Genomic DNA, 16,301 nt, shown 5'->3' with positions numbered 1-16,301 from the left:
GGGCAGAGCGTGGCTGCGCCGAGCCGGGCATTGCAGGCCGGGCAGCGCTGCATTACGACTCCAGGTAGTAGATGATGTCGTTCAGGCGTTCGACCGGCTCGCGCAGCCCGGTCTCATCACCGTTTTCCAGACAATTGGCGATGGTTTCGATTAAATCGACCATGTCTTCCTTGTCTTCGGCGGAAACGGTTTCGAACAGCGCTTCGGCTTTCTTGATTGCATTGCGCGCGGCGGCGACAGCGGGACTTTCCGGTCCTGAACCCGCCTCGCCAACGGCAGTTTCGCCGAACAAGCCGTCGATACGCTGTTTGGCGTCACTTAGTTCGCCGCTATCGAAACGAGAAATCGCGTTATTAATGGTGATGGCTTTTTCCTTGCCGGAGGCTTTCTCCCGCGCCGAAACGTGCAAGATGCCGTTCAAATCCAGGTCCAGCGTCAAGGTGATGACATTGCCGGCCGGCACGTCCAATAAACCCTCGACCAAAAATTCGCCGATTTCGACGTTGTTCAGCGCATCCGGGTCCTCACCTTGAAAAATCCGCACGTTCACTTCGCGTTGATTGTCGTGAAAGGTCTCGAAAGCTTCGGCCTTGCGCACCGGCAACACGCTGTTTTTATGAATGATGGGTATGTACTGATAGGGATAGGGCATACCGTCCAGATAGCCTACCGCGCAGGTGCCGAAGGTATACGGCGTCACGTCGACCAAGACCGTGCCTATATCTTCACCGTTGATCATTGCCGCCTGCATGGCTGCGCCCATCGCCACGCACAGATCTGGATCGACTTCGCCATGCGGTTCGAAACCGAATTCGTCGAACAGCCGCTCGCGGATGCACGGCGTGCGCGTCGAGCCGCCGACCAGAATGATTTCGTCGATGTCGGACGCGGTCAGTTTGGCACCCTTCAGCGCGATGTGGGTGGCGTCCATCGTCGCATTGATATGGTCCGCGATCAGGTCTTCGTAGTCCGAACGCGCCAATTCCAGCGTCAAATGCAGCGGTGTGCCTTGGCGTTCCAGCAAATATTCTTCCTCTATCATCGCGTAGGGCTCGTCGGACAAGCGTAGTTTCGCCTGCTCCGCCGCCCGGGTGATGCGCGCCATCGCCTTGCCGTGCGGCTCGACTTCGATGCCGAATTTTTCGCGAATATGCGCCAGAATGCGATCAACGATCAACTGGTCGAAATCGTCGCCGCCCAGATGATTGTCGCCATGGCTGGCCAGCACTTCGACGACGCCGCTCTGCACGTTGACCACCGACACGTCGAAGGTACCGCCGCCCAAGTCGTAGACCAGCATGCGCTTGGCGTCGAGCTGGCCGGCACCGTAAACCAGGGCTGCGGCGGTCGGCTCGTTGATCATCCGCACCACCTCCAGCCCGGCGATTTCGCCAGCTTCGCGGGTGGCCTGGCGTTGGGCGTCGGAAAAATAGGCCGGCACGGTAATCACCGCCTTGACAATAGGCCGGCCTGTGTAGGCTTCGGCAATCGCCTTCAAACGCTTCAGGATGATCGCGGAAATTTCCTGCGGCGAGTAGGACTGACCGGCCATCGCCACCTGCGCGTCCTGCCCCATCAAGCGTTTGATCGACTTGACGGTGCGCTCCGGATAAATCAGGTATTGATTGCGCGCGGTTTCGCCGACTAGGATGTCGCCGTTATCGTCGATGCCGACGAACGACGGCAAAATCTTCTTGCCGGCGTCGGCGATCACGGTGACTTTGCCGTTTTCGACGATGGCCACTTCCGAATTCGTGGTCCCAAGATCTATGCCGATGATGATGTCGCTCATGAGTTTTTCTGTATGGTTAGAGTTTATTGACCTTGACTTCCGCCAAGCGCAGTACCTGATCGTCGATTAAAAAGCCCTTGCGCAATTCTTCTAGCACGACAGCGTTTTCCAGCGTGGGATCGTTGCCGATGGCGATGGTCGTCATCGTCCGGGCATCGAAGGGCTGGCCGACACAATCAATGGCAAACACCCGCCGGCGTTGCAGCATGTGTTCCAGGCGTTTCAAGGTGATTTCCTGACCTTCGCCAACGCTGGCGATGAAGCGCACGTCCTGAGGTTTGGAATGCCTGAACAAACCGTCGACCGGCCGATAGTTTTGCAAGGCCCGATAGCCTGCGCTGAGCCGGTCGTAAATATCGATCCATTCCAGCAACATCGTGCGTTCGACCTCCCGCTGTTGTTGTTGCAGACGTTCGCCGGCTTTCGCCAGTTCCTCCGCCAGAGCTTGATTGTCGGCTTTCAAGGTTTCGACGGCATCGCTTAAGCTGTCCAGCGTGGCCTTGAATTGCCGCGACTCGGCCTTGACTTCGGTTTTCAGACCGGCTAAATCGCTGAATAAGGCACTCAAATCCGGTTGCTCAAACGCGGTCAAATGAGCAAAATCGGTTTCCTGTAGATAGTGCTGCAAGGCTGCCAGCAATTCGTCTTGCGGGGTTTCTGTGTTCATGTTGGTTTAGTGAATTTGGCGAGCGATTTTTCGATGGCAACCGTGCTCAACAGTTTTAGGAAGTCGTCCGCAGCCATCGGGCCGCCGGCGCCTTGTTGATTAAAAGCTTGCGCCAGCAACGCGTCGAATTCGACACGCGGCACATGAAACAAAGCGTGGCGCAGGCGGCAGTCTTCGTCCTTGATCGCAGCGTAAGCATCTTGAATTTGCCGAAAGCGCACGGAATCGCGGTCAGGCGGATTGTCCTTGACCCCTTGCAAATAGGCTTGTTTGATGTCGGCGTCGGCGGCCTGTTCGGATACACCCAGAATACGGTACGGTGAAATCATCGGTACTCAATTGAAAGGCAGTGAATATTGCGGGGAGTTATGCTCGAAACGCGCGAGGATGTCGTCGAAACGAACGCCGATCTCGATCTTAAGTTCCTCCGCGCCGGCGAGTATAGCCACCGACCAGAGGAAATCCTGGTTCATAAACAAAATCGCCAGTCGTTGCTGGCCAAGCTGCTCGCCGTATTGACGCATAATTTGGGCAGCGAAATAATCGGGTCCGCGCTTGCGCATGATCTCCTCGATTTTCTTTTCAATGCGCTTGAACACCGCGTCCGGAATGGGCCCGAACAAATCTTCGATTGGATCATCGCTAATGGCTGACTGCTCGAATTCATCCGCTTCATCCGCAAATGGCAAATACTCGGGGGCGCCGCTGGCCCGCTCGAGCAGGCGCGCGATCAACCCGGCGGTCTTATTGTCGTTATCCGCCCGCGCATCTTCCAAGGCAATTTTCAAGCGGTATAAGCTCATGAAGTCCAAGTGGCTGGCATCGCCTTGGCATTCGGCCAGCGTCCGGTAATACATCCAGGCCGGCGTATGCCGGCGAGTCTGAGCCGCTTTGGCGCAGTGCTTCAATAACTCGTAATGACCGATATTCTCCAAAGCCTGGCACCAGGATAACAATAATGCTTCGTGCTCCAGCAGCCATTCCACCGACTTTTTCAGCGGCACTTTGACCTTATCCAAGGCTTTGAACAACAAGCTTCTATCGTCCAATTGCTCGTCGTAATAATCGAGAGACGCGATCAGCCGCTGCAATTGCGGGGCCGACAGCAGAAAGTCCTTAAACGCCGGCAGCGCGCGGCTAAGCCCCTGTGTCGGCAGCTCCAACAAACCGGCTTCGATCTGCGCCTGAAAATGCATATTGATTGGATCGTCATGCAGCGTGGCCAGGGTATCGACGATGCGTTGCAGGCCCTGAGATTTGTCCTCCGCCTGCCACAGATAAAAACCGCGCAACAGATCGGCCTGGCGGCGCAGACTTTTATCGACGGTCAATTGTTCGGCCGCTTGAATTTCCTTTTCCACCAAATGAAACTTTTCGGCTTTCACCAAGCGGCGGGCATGAGCCATGTGATTGGCGAACAACAAGTGCTTGGCCAAGGTATTGACCGGATCGATCTTCAACAAGGCTTTGGCATAAGCCGCGGCTTTTTTAAAGGCTTTTCTGGCGGCGGCCGATTTGGCCGCGCGCACCAGCAAATCGGTATCGGCGGGGAAACGTTGCAGGCCGAGTTCCAACCAGTGTGCATACTGAACGGAGTTCGGCCGCTGTTCCTGATAAATCGTTAATAGCTTCAGATAGCTTTGCAGATCACTCGGATCGTATTCCAGGCTATCGGCCAGCATCGCTGCCACTTCCGCAGAATGGGCCTTGTCGGCCATATGTCTGAGGATAAACGCGATTTTTCGATCGTTCGCCGGCCGGTCTTTTTTCAGAATATCGATGCAGCGTTCCCAGAAAAACCGGGCGTCGTAGCCGTTTTCCGCTTGCTCGTGCAACAAGGCTTGCAAGCGGTTTTCCTCAAACGGGTCCTTACTAGCGAAGTGTTTGAAGTAGTCTTTTTCTCCGCCCGGATACTCGGCCAGCGCTCCCAGGCAATAGGCTTGCGCGGCATCGCCGCCGAACACATCGCGATATTGCAGCGCCAGATTGAAGCGAGTCTTTTCGTCCGGCTCGCCAGGCTTGATCAGCGTTTCCAGCAACTGGCTCTGGCGGGCGTTGAGACCTTTGGCTAGCGCAACGATCCGGCGTTGATTATGCTCCAGGCGCGACAAGCTGGCGACGAAGTCCGCGCCGGATTGCCGATACGCCAAACAGGCCTTAGCCAGCGGTTGATAGGGCGATTCGTCGGGGATTTTGGCTAACAGAGCCGGCGCTTGCTCGCTGTCCGCACCATCCAGCAGTTGCGCTTTCAGCAAGGTGCGCAAATCGCGAAACGCCGAACGGAACGGCAGTTGTTTCACAGCCTGTTCACACCGCTCGGGCTCGCCGTTACGATACGCCGCGAGCGCCGCGACTACCCATTCCCAATGTTTGAGCAGTGCGGAATCCTGGGGTAAATGCGGCAACAGGTCGGAGGCCCCCGATACCAATAGCGCCCCCAGATAAGCCGCCAGCGCCGGAAACTCTTCGTCCAGCTGCCGCGCGTTTAAGCCATCCAGCACCGCATGGGCTTTGCGCTCGTTTTTGCCGGCCAACAGCCACAGCACGTAAACATCTTGCGCTTGCAGCGGCGGTTGCGCGTTAGCCGCGTAATTTTCCCAAAGTACGCAGGCTTCCTTCAGCATGCCCTTGCCGGCCATCGCCCAGGCTCTTTGCAGATAGCAATCGGCCAAGCACCGTTTGGTTTCGGCGTCGGCTGATTGTTTTAATAATTCCTTGAATAAATCGCTCGCCTCCTTATAGCGCCCGGCGGCATAGTGTGCCCGCGCCTTATCCGACAACGTCGATTCCGATAACCCTGCTGAAATTTTCTGGATGATTTTTTTCATGGCTGTGCAGGCAATAGCCCATGCTTCAAAAAGCCATTATAAAACAGTACCAGCATATACGGTCTGTTATGCTTTCGTGCCTAATTTTCGATCCGAGTTCCTAAATGGTTACTCATGAACCAAGAATGGTCAGCGGTTTTTGGATGTTAAAGGGGATGCCTTGCAAGTCGGCTGTTGGTAAAGCTTACTTCTGTCGGGACCGAATGGGCAAAATCGACCCCTTCCTGACGGTCGTGTTTCTCAAAACCGGCCAGTCAGCCAATACAGATCCTGCAACCTGGGGAGCTACAAAGCCGACGTTGGCGACCCTTACCAATCGGCCAGAAAGCGGACGACTGCATTCCGACCATCAGTAACAGTAGCTGAATGCTTATCTGCCTTTCAGTTAGCTATTGATGCTTGATGACAAGACTTGATCCTGCCTTTTCTTGTTCCACAACGTTGCGCGGCTTTAGTCTGTTGGGTGCATACGCTTATTGTGCCACACGCGGGCTAAATCTATTACCTCTAACCGGTTGGCAGAAATGCATTGCCCACCATAGTGAGTGGCAGCTTTCTAAATATTTGACCCAGTTCAAATATGGGTGGAAAATTTGGCTTTAGATATTCGTACCTTCAGTATTCATTTGGCTATGGCGAGATACTTAGGCTGTTTAATTGGATAATTCTATAGACGAGTTAGTTTGATATCAGTGCTAGGCGATATTCATTTTACCTTTATTTAGGCACCATTTTGGGAGAAGCCTTTCTATGCAAACTAACAAATTACAAAAACCGCAAAAGCAATTCTTTTTAGATCAAAATATTAGTAGATTTAACAAATTCATACCCTTAGCTGCAATTTCTTTGTTGGCATTTGCCAGCCACGCATCGGCGAGCGTTGTTTACAGTGCAAATAGCAACACTCAAGTTCGCAAAGTACAAAACGGTACTTTTATCATAGCTGAACAACATGAAGACCCTAAATCCACTAATGATGGTTCCGCCGTCACTACGTCATCGTCTAGTTCACAAGGACGTTCGAGTGCTAACATTACGAACGGCACAATCAAAGTCTTCGCTGAAGCTGCTAACGCTGGCCCGCAAAATCAACCCGCTTCTGCCAATGGCAATGCGAGCATCAAAGACAACATAACAATTCATTCGTTGCAACTTATCGATGGTAGCCAAGGCATAGCTAGAGGGCATATCTACATAGATCTTCCACTCAGTGGTACTACGGCTGCCGCTACCAGTCATGTAGGCAATGCCGATGCTTCGGCGAACGCGGCGTTGAGTTTACTGGGGCCAAACGGATCAGTAACTTTGTTTAATTACACTGAGCAAAGCTCTCTTTTTGCCAACTTTACAGATGTCTACACCAATACGAGTCTTGCAGGCGCCAAAGGACATTACACTGTGGACATACCTATAATCTTGGGCCAAGCCTTCACCCTTGAGATGAGAGCGGTTGCTAGTGTAACTGCTCGTGCCGTAAACAGCTCCGGCGTGGCTGATCTGGCAAACTCATTTTACTGGGGCGGCCTTGAGTCCATCACAGTTGGTAACCTAAACATCACCGATTTCAATGCGCTCGGTAGTAGCAGAGTAGACTGGAAAGCGAGTTACGCTCCAGTCCCATTACCAACCAGCGCCTTGTTTTTATTAACTGGATTAGTTGGGTTGACCCGAATAGTGATCAGAAAACCCTAGTAGATCCGATTAGCAATATCTCAATCGGAGGCTCGTTGGCGTCGAAAAGTGCAATTGAGTAAGCTAATCGCACCTAAACTTTGAATGACACGACAAGCAGAAGCTTCAAACGACTGCAAACTGAATATTCCAGTTTGCAGTCGCCATCAACTGAAATTTTTTAACGTCACAAAATCCCCGCAGTGACTCTCTGATATCAATTTGTTCGCTGAATATAGGACAGTCAAGCAGGTCTCAGGGTGTGTTTACTATTGAAATTGGAAAGTCGCCCCGACCGGCCGGTATTGGCCGAACTCAACCGACAAAATCAAGCACCCAACCCAAATCCCCACAATAACGTCCCTCGGCAATCCCGGATTTTAGTAGCCCCTACAATTGACGCTCAGGCGGAGATCACCGAAGATCAAGGCTTTTTCGGGAGCCGTGATGAGCACTAAAGACTTTATTCTCTCCGCAGCCGGGGTGCGCATGCCTGGCATTATTTACGGGACGGCCTGGAAGCAGGAGCGGACAGCCGCATTGGTGGAACAGGCAATAACACTGGGGTTTCGCGGCATCGACACGGCTTGCCAGCCCAAACATTATCAAGAGGCAGGGGTTGGCGAAGGTGTGCTGGCGGCTTGCAGTGCATTGGGCTTGCAGCGCTCCGATCTATATTTGCAAACCAAATTCACGCCTTTAAACGGCCACGATCCACTGCGTATCCCTTACGACCCCAAGGCCAGCTTGCCCGAGCAAGTCGCGCAGTCCTTCCAGCTGTCGTTAAAAAATCTGCATACCGATTATCTGGATGGCTTGGTGTTGCATTCGCCGCTGGCGGATCGCGAACAATTAATGGAGGTTTGGCAAGCGTTGGAAGTTATCCAGCAAAGTGGCGCTGCCAAGCAACTGGGCATCAGCAATTGCTACGATCCGGCCTTGTTCGAGTTTTTGTACGAAAACGCGACAGTGAAACCCGCCGTATTGCAGAACCGGTTTTATGCCGATACCGGCTACGATAAACAGCTGCGGGCGTTTTGCCGGCAGCAGCAGGTCGTCTATCAAAGCTTTTGGACGCTGACGGCCAACCCCAAAATCTTGGCGGACTCCGCTGTGAAAGCGTTGGCGGAAAAATACCAGCGCGGCTCGGCGCAGATATTCTTCCGCTATTTAACTCAGATTGGCATCGTGCCTTTAACCGGCACCACATCCGCCGAACATATCCGCGAGGACTTGGCTATTTTCGAGTTTGAGTTGAGTAGCGCGGAATGCGCGTTGGTGGCAGCATTACTTTAAAGTCAAGCCGATCATGGTCCGACAGCCCTGAGAATCAATGGCCAATTTCCCGCTCCGGGCAAGCTAGGGAAATAGCAATGCCTCTCTATTCATCCAGCCCATCATCAACTGATTTGCCCGGTTAATGGTCTAGGCTTTTATAATAGCGACAATCTTGCCTCTCCAAGCCTCTAAATGTCATGCTGATTAACCGTTATCTGCGTAAATTCGCCTACTTATGCAGCGGGCTTTGCCTGGTGCATACGAACGCGCTTGCTCAAGGCAACCCGGCGGACATCGAAGCAACCAACGAATTGCTGCCCCTCAGCTGGGAAGAGCTAACCGAGCTGGAAGTATCCAGCCTGGCGCGGCAGGAACAAACGGTCAAGGACAGCCCGGCCGCCGCATTCGTGATCACCTCGGAAGACATCCGCCGCTCCGGGGCCACCAGCTTGCCGGAAGTTTTACGCATGGTGCCCGGCATGAACGTCGCTAAAATCAATTCCTGGAATTGGGCAGTGAGCGCGCGCGGTTTTAACGATCTGTATGCCAACAAGCTGCAAGTGATGATAGACGGCCGCAGCATCTACGATCCATTAATCAGCGGCGTCTATTGGGGCCAGCAAAACCCGTCGCTGCCGGATATTGAGCGCATTGAAGTGCTGCGCGGCCCCAGCGGCAGCTTGTGGGGCGCCAATGCCGTGAACGGCACCATCAACATCATCACCCGTTCGGCTCGTGATACTCAAGGCGGTTTGCTCAATGCCGGCGGCGGCACCGAGGAACGCGGTTTCGGCGGGATTCGTTACGGCCAAAAGTTGTCGGAATCCACCTTTCTGCGCGGCACGATCAGTACGATGGTGCGCGACGCCAGCATCGACTTGGCCGGCCGACAAGACACCCACGACACCGGCGATACCGAAACCGCCAATTTTCGCTTGGATAGTCAACTCAACGCCCAGGACAAACTGATGGTGGAAGCCAACGTCTCCCGCTACCGGCTGGGCGGCTACTACATCGGCAAAACCTCGACGACCGCGCCGCTGTGGCAAAACGACGATTTCGGCAGGGACGGCGTGACCGGCAGCTTGCAGGGCAACTGGTCACATCGTACCGACAGCGGCCACGATTGGCGGCTGAATATGGCGTTTACCCAAACCGAATGGCAACTGGCGGTGAATCGGATGAGCCGCTCGCATTACGATCTGGATTTTCAGCACACCTTGCCGGCCATTGATAACCATAAGCTGATGTGGGGTTTGAATTACCAAAACATAGATGATAGTTTCGACAACACTTTGACGCTGGGTTTCGAGCCGAATCAATTCACTCAGCATAATGTCGGCGTGTTTCTGCAGGATCAAATCGATTTGTCCAACGATCTGACCCTGACGCTGGGCAACCGGGTCGAACATTTCACCTTTACCGGCTGGGAAACCGAACCGAATGCCCGGCTGCTGTGGACGCCAAACAAACAGCACAGCGTGTGGGCTGCTGTCTCGCGGGCCGTGGTGTTGCCGAATCGGGCCCAACACAGCATTCGTTTGTTCAAACAAATCCCCGATACCAACCGTTTTTTCGAAGCTAAAGCCAACCCGGATATGCTGACCGAAAATCTGCTGGCCTACGAATTGGGTTGGCGCTGGCAAATATCCAATAGCCTGGATCTCGATAGCGCCTTGTTTTACAACATCTACGACCGGATGCAAGGCACCAAGTTTACCGGCGTCACCTATAACGACCCGACATACGGCACCATCAAACAGGCCACCGTGGCCAATTACCGGCAAGTGGACAGTTACGGCCTGGAATTGGCCGTTAATTACCGGGTAAACCACGATTGGCGGCTGCAAGCCTCTTACAGCGCCAACCAGTTCTCGGTCAATTACGATAAAAACCAGCCCTGGTTTCGCGATCCGCTCACCGAAGAACATTTCAATCCGCAACACAATGTCTCGCTACGCTCTTTGTATAACCTGACCAGCGAAATCGAACTGGACGCCTGGGCTCGGTATGTCGATGAAGTGTATATTGATAGACGCAGCATTCCGGCCTATATCTCGCTGGACTTGCGGCTGGGCTGGCACCCGCACAAAAATCTGGAGTTATCGATAAGCGGGCAAAATCTGCTGGATGATCAACATCCTGAATTCAGCGACGTGCTTTACATACCGGTCGCCAGCCAGATTCAACGCGGCTATCTGGCGCAAATATCCTGGCATTTTTAAGACGGTTGATTGCGCCAATGCGTCTGCACACCCTTTTGCTACTCAGCGTCTGCGTTTGGTTCGCCGGTTTTGCGCGCGCGGAGGAAAATAGCCAAAGCCGCGAGTTTCAATTAAAGACTGCCTATCTGTTTCATTTCGCCGAGTTGGCACAATGGCCCAGTCCGGCGCCGGTGACGATTTGTTTGCAAGGTCGCAGTCTGTTACGCGCCTATCTGCCGGTTTTGGAAGGCCAGCAAATCAACGGTAATGCGGTTCATGTCAATCTGGCCGACGCCCCCGATGTCGCCCAATGCAGCATCTTATTTCTAAGCGACCTGGCCGGATTAACGCCGGTATTGGCCGAGCAAGCCCGACAACACCATGTATTGTTGGTTGGCGATGTGGAAAATTTCGCTAACCACGGGGGTATGGTGCAATTTACGCTACGCGACAACAGGTTAAAACTGGTGGTAAATTTAGCCGCGGTGAAATCAGCCGATTTAAAGCTGAGTTCGAAATTACTGCGGATGGCCGAAATAATAGAATGACAGCGTCAACAGATCCTCGCATTTCCATCAGCCGCAAGCTGGGTAAAATCCTGCGAGTGATGGTGATGTTAAGCCTGATGGTGGCGACGGTATCGTTGTCGATTCGGGAATATTCGGCTTTGCAGCAGACCATCGGCCAGAAACTGACCTTGACCGCCAATATGATCGGCCAAAACAGCAGTTTTGCCTTGTTGTTCGACGATAATCAAACCGCCCAGGAAGTACTGGATGCGCTGGCCCACGATCCGGACATCATCACAGGGCAAATCCAAACCCCCAGCGGCGTCACACTAGTCCGTTATGAAAAACCCGCCACCAATTGGCACGGCTGGTGGCCGGCCTGGCTGTCGAAAACCCGGCAGATCACGCAGCCGATTTTGCATAAAAATAAACAGATTGTCGGCCACATTACCCTAGTTGCAGATCTGAAACGCTCCTATCACTCCTTGCTGTTCAATACCCTGATTAACACCGGCATTATCTTGATAGCCCTGAGCGTGGTGGCCTTGTATGTGCAGCGTTTGCAGCGTTCGTTTTTAGGACCCTTGCTGAAATTGGCTAATACCGCACGGCAAATCGAGAAAGACCACGACTACAGCCGGCGTTCCGATTATTCCGGTAACGACGAAATCAGCGATTTGGCCGAAGCCTTTAATAATATGTTGGCGCAAATCCAGGCGCACGAGACCGATTTGGAAAGCCAGGTTCTCAGCCGGACCCAGGAGCTTGAGTTGGCCAAGCAGGACGCGGAATCGGCCAATCAGGCCAAGGGCCAGTTCCTGGCCAATATGAGCCATGAAATCCGTACGCCGATGAACGCGATTGTAGGCTTGGTGGAATTGTGCCTGAACAGCGAACTGAGCTTTAAACAACGCGAATATCTAAAACGGGTGGAGTCGTCCGCGCACTCCTTGATGACGCTGATAGGCGACATTCTGGATTTTTCCAAAATGGAAGCCGGCAAAATGCAGATGGAGACCATACCCTTCCTGCTGGAAGAAATGCTGGAGCACGTGTTTTCGACGATGTTGCAACTGAGCGCGAACAAGGGCATTCAATTGATCAGGCCGCCGGCCGGGCCGGCGTACCACGCGGTAATCGGCGACCCGCAACGGCTGCGGCAGGTTTTGATCAATCTGATCGGTAACGCCATCAAGTTTACCGAGCACGGCGAGATAACAGTCAGCTTCAGCGAAATCAGCCGCGACGCTCACTCGGTGCGCTTGCAATTCGCGATCAGCGACACCGGCATCGGCATCACTGCCGAACAGCAAACCAAGTTGTTCCAGGCTTTTAGCCAGGGTGACAGCAGCGTAACCCGCAACTACGGCGGCACCGGCTTGGGCTTGATTATCTCCAAACAGTTGATAGAGCAGATGGGCGGCAGTATAGAAGTCAGCAGCAAGCCAGGCATTGGCTCCACCTTTACCTTTAATGTGCTGCTGGGAGCCACTGATTTGAATACCATCCGCAATTTCCAAATCCGCCGTCACCGCACCAGCATAGACATCGGTAAATTGGCGCGGCTGCATGGGCGGCGGGTTTTGCTGGTGGAAGACAACGAAATCAATCGCATCGTCGCCATCGAGCTACTGGAACAAGCGCAATTACAAGTGGATATTGCCGAAAACGGCGAACTGGCCTTGGACAAGCTGCGGCATAACGACTACGACTGTGTGCTGATGGATGTGCAAATGCCGGTGATGGACGGCTATCAAGCTACCCGGCTGTTACGGCAAATCCCGGCTTGCCGCGACATGCCGGTCATTGCGATGACCGCCAACGTGATGAACGGCGACCATCAACACTGCCTGGCCGCCGGCATGAACGACTTCATCAGTAAACCGATTCTGCCGGCCACGCTTTACGAGGCCTTATTGAAATGGATTAAACCCGTTGCCGGTCAGCCTTCGGACATCGGATAGCGTTAATTCCAAAGTCCTATTTTCCCCACGGCATCACCGGCACCGTAGACACACTATTGGCCGGCGCGCCTTCGATCACTCTGCGGCTAATTGCCAGATAAACCAGGGTGTTGTGCTTGGCATCCCACAAACGGGTAATGTTGGTGGACTTGAAAAACAGCGAGGTGCTTTCCGAAAACACGGTTTCTTCCGTGCCCAATTTGGCCGGCAATGTGATCGGGCCGATTTGCCGGCAAGCCAAGGAAAACTCGGACGGATCTTCCGACAGGCCCAAGCCGCCGGAAATACCGCCGGATCTGGCCTGACTGATATGACAGATCACATTCGGAATTTTCGGATCTTCGAACACATCGACGCAGACCTTGTGATTGGCGCCGATCAGTTTCCAGGCGGTGGTCACGCAACCTACTTCATCAGCCTGCGCCGCGCCGGCCAGCATTAGCAATAGGCCGCAGCATAAGCGGCCGCCACGTTTTAAGGATATTTTCAGCATAAATTTCTCGCAGACAGTGAGTTGATGGAAGCGGACGGGCTCAGGGTAACAAGCGCCAGTCGCTAAAACAAGCCGCCTGGCCGACATAGCGTTGCGCGCTATCGTAAACATTCCACACCACTGCCCGTTCGATCAAAAAACGCTTGCCGGATTTGGCGATACGCACTCCACTGTAATTGTCGATATAACCCTGGCTGGCGACTTGATGCAGCAAGCGTTCGCGCTCTTCGCGGTTAACCGGTTCCGCCGAAAAACGCGACGGCATGCCGATAAACTCCGGCCACGATAGCTTGAATAAATTCTGCGCGGTTTGGTTGGCGTAATTAAATAAGGGATCGGCGTCGGTGTTATGCGACAGCAAGGCGAAATCGGCCTGATAGACTTGCCGGCCTAGCGACAAGCTTGCGGACTTTTCCAGCAAAGACTTGCCCAGTAACTGTCGATAGCTGTGCAACAACAATTGGATATGGGTTTCGTAAAAATCGTTTTCGCTACTGGGTACTGGCAAATCGAGCATGGCTATCCGTTACACACCGGGATGGTAAAGTTCTTTTTTATAGACCGCGCTGATTTGCCGACCGTCCCACACGTAACAATAATGGGCGCCTTGTTTGACCGGGGCCAGCAGGCGCGGTTTAAAGACCGCCACGCATTCACCGCCCGCCGCCCGCACGCTGGAATAGACGATACCGTCGGCGCCGTCCGCGCGTAACTGCCTAGCAAACTTCTGCGCGGCGGCGTAATTGCCGGTGTCGGCATCGTAAATATCGGGCATTTCAGCTTGCAGATCGCGAATATCGTGCAAATCGGCATTCAAATCGGAGGCGTAACTGCGCATGTCAATTTCAAGCGGTGCTTGTTGGGTCGCGGCCATAAACCGGTTGCGATGAAAGCAGGTCTCGGCTATCGCGGTATCGATGTCTTTAGCCGCGTAATACACGCCGTAACTGCCGTCGCAAAACCGGCTACCCTCCGGATTCAAATGAGTAAACGCCGCCATGATCGGCGTAGTCCCAGGTCCGGAAATACGGTCCGCCGCCGCAACCAAACTAATTTCGCCGGCTTCGTCGCGCAAACGGTCGTTAGTCAGCGCTTCGATGGCAAACACCACGTCCAGGTCAGCCGGGTCTGCGACTCTATCAAACAAGCCGGTAGGCGGAAATCGGCTGGGAATCAGTCGCCAGCTTGGCCGCCAGTCTATCCGGCTGATCTTGGGCACCACTATTAGGCCCAACCGCATTGCGCATCCAGATACTGGCGCACCACATATAAATCCGCCACCCGTCCGGACAGCATACGTTGCAAAGCGGTTTGCCCGGAAAACAGCGCGGCCTGATTGGGCTGGTGCAACCAACCATCCGCCGCTTCGGGTTTAGGCAGCAAAATCTGCAAGGCCTTATAAATGCCGAAGATATACGACAGCCTTTCCAATTTATCGGCATTCAGACTGGCCGTTTCCGGGTTTTTCTTCCATTTGAAATAGGTGCTGCGCGAATCCAGCCCCAATAGCACCATGGCCTGTTCGACATTCAAACGCCACGTATCGGCGATATTAAAAAAAGTACGTAACGCGGCGCCGGCCACCATCGCGCTGTCGGCGGGTAATTGCGCATGAGCTGTTGACAACATAAGCCCTCCAAAACAACTTATCTAAACTTTATTTTAAAATAAGTCTATTTATGGACTTTGTCAACAACTGGGCGGAAGCTATATCAAACGAACTCCCGAACCAGCTCAGCCAATATCCGCAGACCACGCTCGGCCTGTTCTGCGTCGGCGTGACTGAAATTCAGGCGCAGCTGACCACTGGCCTCAACGTCCATCGGCAAAAACGGTTCGCCGGGCATAAACGCCACGCCTGCTTTTATGGCTTTGGGCAACAGCTGGCGGGTATCGACTTGATGGTTCAGCGTCAGCCAGAAAAACAAGCCGCCGGGCGGGGTTTGCCAACTGGCCAGATCGGAAAAATGCCGGTGCAACGCGGCTTCAAATGCATCGCGGCGCTGACGATAATGTTCGGCCAACTCCACCAACTGCTGGGTTCGGCCCGAATCATTCAGTTGTTGCAGCACCAACCATTGACTAATGCGATTGCTGTGTAAATCGGCCGCCTGTTTCAGCCGGGTCAAAAACGGTATTAATTCCGGCGACGCCACCAGATAACCCAGACGTAAGCCCGGCGCCAAGCTTTTCGAAAACGAGCCTTGATAAATCCATGGCGCGTGTTGCAACTGCGCACACACCGGCCTGCGCTCGCAGTCGTCGTATACCAGATCGCGGTAAGGGTCATCTTCAAACAAAGGAATATTCGCCGCATCGCAAGCAGCGGCCAAGACAGCGCGTTCCGTTACATCCAGGCAACGACCGCTGGGATTCTGAAACGTCGGTATCGCATAAGCAAACGCCGGCTTTTCCCGCTTAAAAGTATCCGGATCGGGAGCCCCGGCATCATAAGCGACAAAGCGCGCGCCGAAAAACCGAAACACCTGCAGAGCCGCCAGATAAGTCGGCGCTTCCACGGCCACCGACGTGCCGGGATCGATGAACAATTTAGCGACCAAATCGATGCCTTGCTGTGATCCTGACAGGATCAACACTTGTTCGGCTGAACATTGCAGCCCCAAGCTTTGCATGTCTTCGGCGATCCGCTCGCGCAATTCCGCTTCGCCCTCACTGGCGCCGTATTGCAGCATATGCTGCGGCATGGCTTGCAGGTTGAATTGCGGAAAGCTTTCCAGCGACGGCAAGCCGCCCGCAAAGGAAATCATGCCAGGGCGGTCTACCACGGCCAGTATTTCGCGGATCGGCGAAGGATGCAGATCTTGGGTACGAGTGGAAAAGCGGATAGGGTGTTGCAGTAAAAATGAGTTCATGGCAGGCGCTGATAAATGTCAA

General features: G+C 53.8%; 14 protein-coding genes. 5 read left to right on the top strand and 9 right to left on the bottom strand.

Features of this window, described 5'->3' with window-relative positions:
- Positions 1 to 52: 52 nt before the first annotated feature.
- The 4 genes from NP589_RS11635 to NP589_RS11620 are packed head-to-tail and all read right to left on the bottom strand — an operon-like array spanning position 53 to position 5,287.
- Positions 53 to 1,792 carry an Hsp70 family protein gene (locus NP589_RS11635; RefSeq protein ID WP_256607142.1) on the bottom strand — a complete coding sequence of 580 codons (1,740 nt, stop codon included), beginning with the start codon at positions 1,790 to 1,792 and terminating at the stop codon, positions 53 to 55.
- A gap of 16 nt (positions 1,793 to 1,808) precedes the next feature.
- Entirely contained in the window at positions 1,809 to 2,459 is a 651-nt protein-coding gene (locus NP589_RS11630; RefSeq protein WP_256607141.1) for a nucleotide exchange factor GrpE, read from the bottom strand.
- Positions 2,456 to 2,788: a DnaJ domain-containing protein gene (locus NP589_RS11625; RefSeq protein ID WP_256607140.1), complete on the bottom strand. Its 333-nt coding sequence runs from the start codon at positions 2,786 to 2,788 to the stop codon at positions 2,456 to 2,458. The genes NP589_RS11630 and NP589_RS11625 overlap by 4 nt, the downstream gene beginning before the upstream one ends.
- A gap of 6 nt (positions 2,789 to 2,794) precedes the next feature.
- Complete coding sequence (locus NP589_RS11620) at positions 2,795 to 5,287, bottom strand: hypothetical protein (protein ID WP_256607139.1); 2,493 nt, start codon at positions 5,285 to 5,287, stop codon at positions 2,795 to 2,797.
- Between the two features lie 750 nt (positions 5,288 to 6,037).
- Here NP589_RS11620 and NP589_RS11615 point away from each other — a divergent pair.
- The 5 genes from NP589_RS11615 to NP589_RS11595 all read left to right on the top strand — a co-directional run bounded on the left by NP589_RS11615 (position 6,038) and on the right by NP589_RS11595 (position 12,913).
- Complete coding sequence (locus NP589_RS11615) at positions 6,038 to 6,979, top strand: hypothetical protein (protein WP_256607138.1); 942 nt, start codon at positions 6,038 to 6,040, stop codon at positions 6,977 to 6,979.
- A 426-nt stretch (positions 6,980 to 7,405) separates the two neighbouring features.
- Positions 7,406 to 8,254: an aldo/keto reductase family protein gene (locus NP589_RS11610; protein ID WP_256607137.1), complete on the top strand. Its 849-nt coding sequence runs from the start codon at positions 7,406 to 7,408 to the stop codon at positions 8,252 to 8,254.
- 179 nt (positions 8,255 to 8,433) lie between these two features.
- Positions 8,434 to 10,461 (top strand): TonB-dependent receptor plug domain-containing protein, encoded by a 2,028-nt coding sequence (locus NP589_RS11605; protein WP_256607136.1) that lies wholly within the window; start codon positions 8,434 to 8,436, stop codon positions 10,459 to 10,461.
- 17 nt (positions 10,462 to 10,478) lie between these two features.
- Positions 10,479 to 10,988, top strand: coding sequence for a YfiR family protein (locus tag NP589_RS11600; RefSeq protein ID WP_256607135.1), 510 nt, complete (start codon positions 10,479 to 10,481; stop codon positions 10,986 to 10,988).
- A complete protein-coding gene (locus NP589_RS11595; RefSeq protein ID WP_256607134.1) occupies positions 10,985 to 12,913 on the top strand; it encodes an ATP-binding protein in 1,929 nt (642 codons plus the stop codon). Before NP589_RS11600 ends, NP589_RS11595 begins: the two co-directional genes overlap by 4 nt.
- Before the next feature lie 16 nt (positions 12,914 to 12,929).
- Here the strand turns inward: NP589_RS11595 and NP589_RS11590 are convergent, their stop codons facing one another.
- The 5 genes from NP589_RS11590 to NP589_RS11570 all read right to left on the bottom strand — a co-directional run bounded on the left by NP589_RS11590 (position 12,930) and on the right by NP589_RS11570 (position 16,279).
- Positions 12,930 to 13,406 carry a CreA family protein gene (locus tag NP589_RS11590; protein ID WP_256607133.1) on the bottom strand — a complete coding sequence of 159 codons (477 nt, stop codon included), beginning with the start codon at positions 13,404 to 13,406 and terminating at the stop codon, positions 12,930 to 12,932.
- Positions 13,407 to 13,446: 40 nt separating this feature from the next.
- Positions 13,447 to 13,923: an MEKHLA domain-containing protein gene (locus NP589_RS11585; RefSeq protein ID WP_256607132.1), complete on the bottom strand. Its 477-nt coding sequence runs from the start codon at positions 13,921 to 13,923 to the stop codon at positions 13,447 to 13,449.
- Positions 13,924 to 13,932: 9 nt separating this feature from the next.
- Entirely contained in the window at positions 13,933 to 14,646 is a 714-nt protein-coding gene (locus NP589_RS11580; RefSeq protein WP_256607131.1) for an RES family NAD+ phosphorylase, read from the bottom strand.
- Positions 14,631 to 15,035, bottom strand: a complete 405-nt coding sequence (locus NP589_RS11575; protein ID WP_256607130.1) for an MbcA/ParS/Xre antitoxin family protein — start codon at positions 15,033 to 15,035, stop codon at positions 14,631 to 14,633. Before NP589_RS11575 ends, NP589_RS11580 begins: the two co-directional genes overlap by 16 nt.
- Positions 15,036 to 15,118: 83 nt before the next feature.
- The gene (locus tag NP589_RS11570; RefSeq protein WP_256607129.1) at positions 15,119 to 16,279 is read right to left on the bottom strand and encodes an aminotransferase-like domain-containing protein; all 1,161 of its coding nucleotides are present in this window, start codon (positions 16,277 to 16,279) and stop codon (positions 15,119 to 15,121) included.
- Between the last annotated feature and the right edge of the window lie 22 nt (positions 16,280 to 16,301).

It is taken from the genome of Methylomonas rosea (assembly GCF_024505055.1).
Taxonomy (GTDB): Bacteria; Pseudomonadota; Gammaproteobacteria; order Methylococcales; family Methylomonadaceae; genus Methylomonas; species Methylomonas rosea.
Note: the sequence above shows the minus strand (reverse complement) of the source record. Positions and strands in the feature narration are given on the sequence as shown.

What these genes read in the sequence shown, in the direction of transcription:
- NP589_RS11600 (WP_256607135.1), top strand. Translation starts at nt 10,479, where the DNA reads ATGCGTCTGCACACCCTTTTGCTACTCAGCGTCTGCGTTTGGTTCGCC.
- NP589_RS11625 (WP_256607140.1), bottom strand. Translation starts at nt 2,788, where the DNA reads ATGATTTCACCGTACCGTATTCTGGGTGTATCCGAACAGGCCGCCGAC.
- NP589_RS11635 (WP_256607142.1), bottom strand. Translation starts at nt 1,792, where the DNA reads ATGAGCGACATCATCATCGGCATAGATCTTGGGACCACGAATTCGGAA.
- NP589_RS11615 (WP_256607138.1), top strand. Translation starts at nt 6,038, where the DNA reads ATGCAAACTAACAAATTACAAAAACCGCAAAAGCAATTCTTTTTAGAT.
- NP589_RS11610 (WP_256607137.1), top strand. Translation starts at nt 7,406, where the DNA reads ATGAGCACTAAAGACTTTATTCTCTCCGCAGCCGGGGTGCGCATGCCT.
- NP589_RS11595 (WP_256607134.1), top strand. Translation starts at nt 10,985, where the DNA reads ATGACAGCGTCAACAGATCCTCGCATTTCCATCAGCCGCAAGCTGGGT.
- NP589_RS11630 (WP_256607141.1), bottom strand. Translation starts at nt 2,459, where the DNA reads ATGAACACAGAAACCCCGCAAGACGAATTGCTGGCAGCCTTGCAGCAC.
- NP589_RS11585 (WP_256607132.1), bottom strand. Translation starts at nt 13,923, where the DNA reads ATGCTCGATTTGCCAGTACCCAGTAGCGAAAACGATTTTTACGAAACC.
- NP589_RS11570 (WP_256607129.1), bottom strand. Translation starts at nt 16,279, where the DNA reads ATGAACTCATTTTTACTGCAACACCCTATCCGCTTTTCCACTCGTACC.
- NP589_RS11575 (WP_256607130.1), bottom strand. Translation starts at nt 15,035, where the DNA reads ATGTTGTCAACAGCTCATGCGCAATTACCCGCCGACAGCGCGATGGTG.
- NP589_RS11605 (WP_256607136.1), top strand. Translation starts at nt 8,434, where the DNA reads ATGCTGATTAACCGTTATCTGCGTAAATTCGCCTACTTATGCAGCGGG.
- NP589_RS11580 (WP_256607131.1), bottom strand. Translation starts at nt 14,646, where the DNA reads ATGCGGTTGGGCCTAATAGTGGTGCCCAAGATCAGCCGGATAGACTGG.
- NP589_RS11590 (WP_256607133.1), bottom strand. Translation starts at nt 13,406, where the DNA reads ATGCTGAAAATATCCTTAAAACGTGGCGGCCGCTTATGCTGCGGCCTA.
- NP589_RS11620 (WP_256607139.1), bottom strand. Translation starts at nt 5,287, where the DNA reads ATGAAAAAAATCATCCAGAAAATTTCAGCAGGGTTATCGGAATCGACG.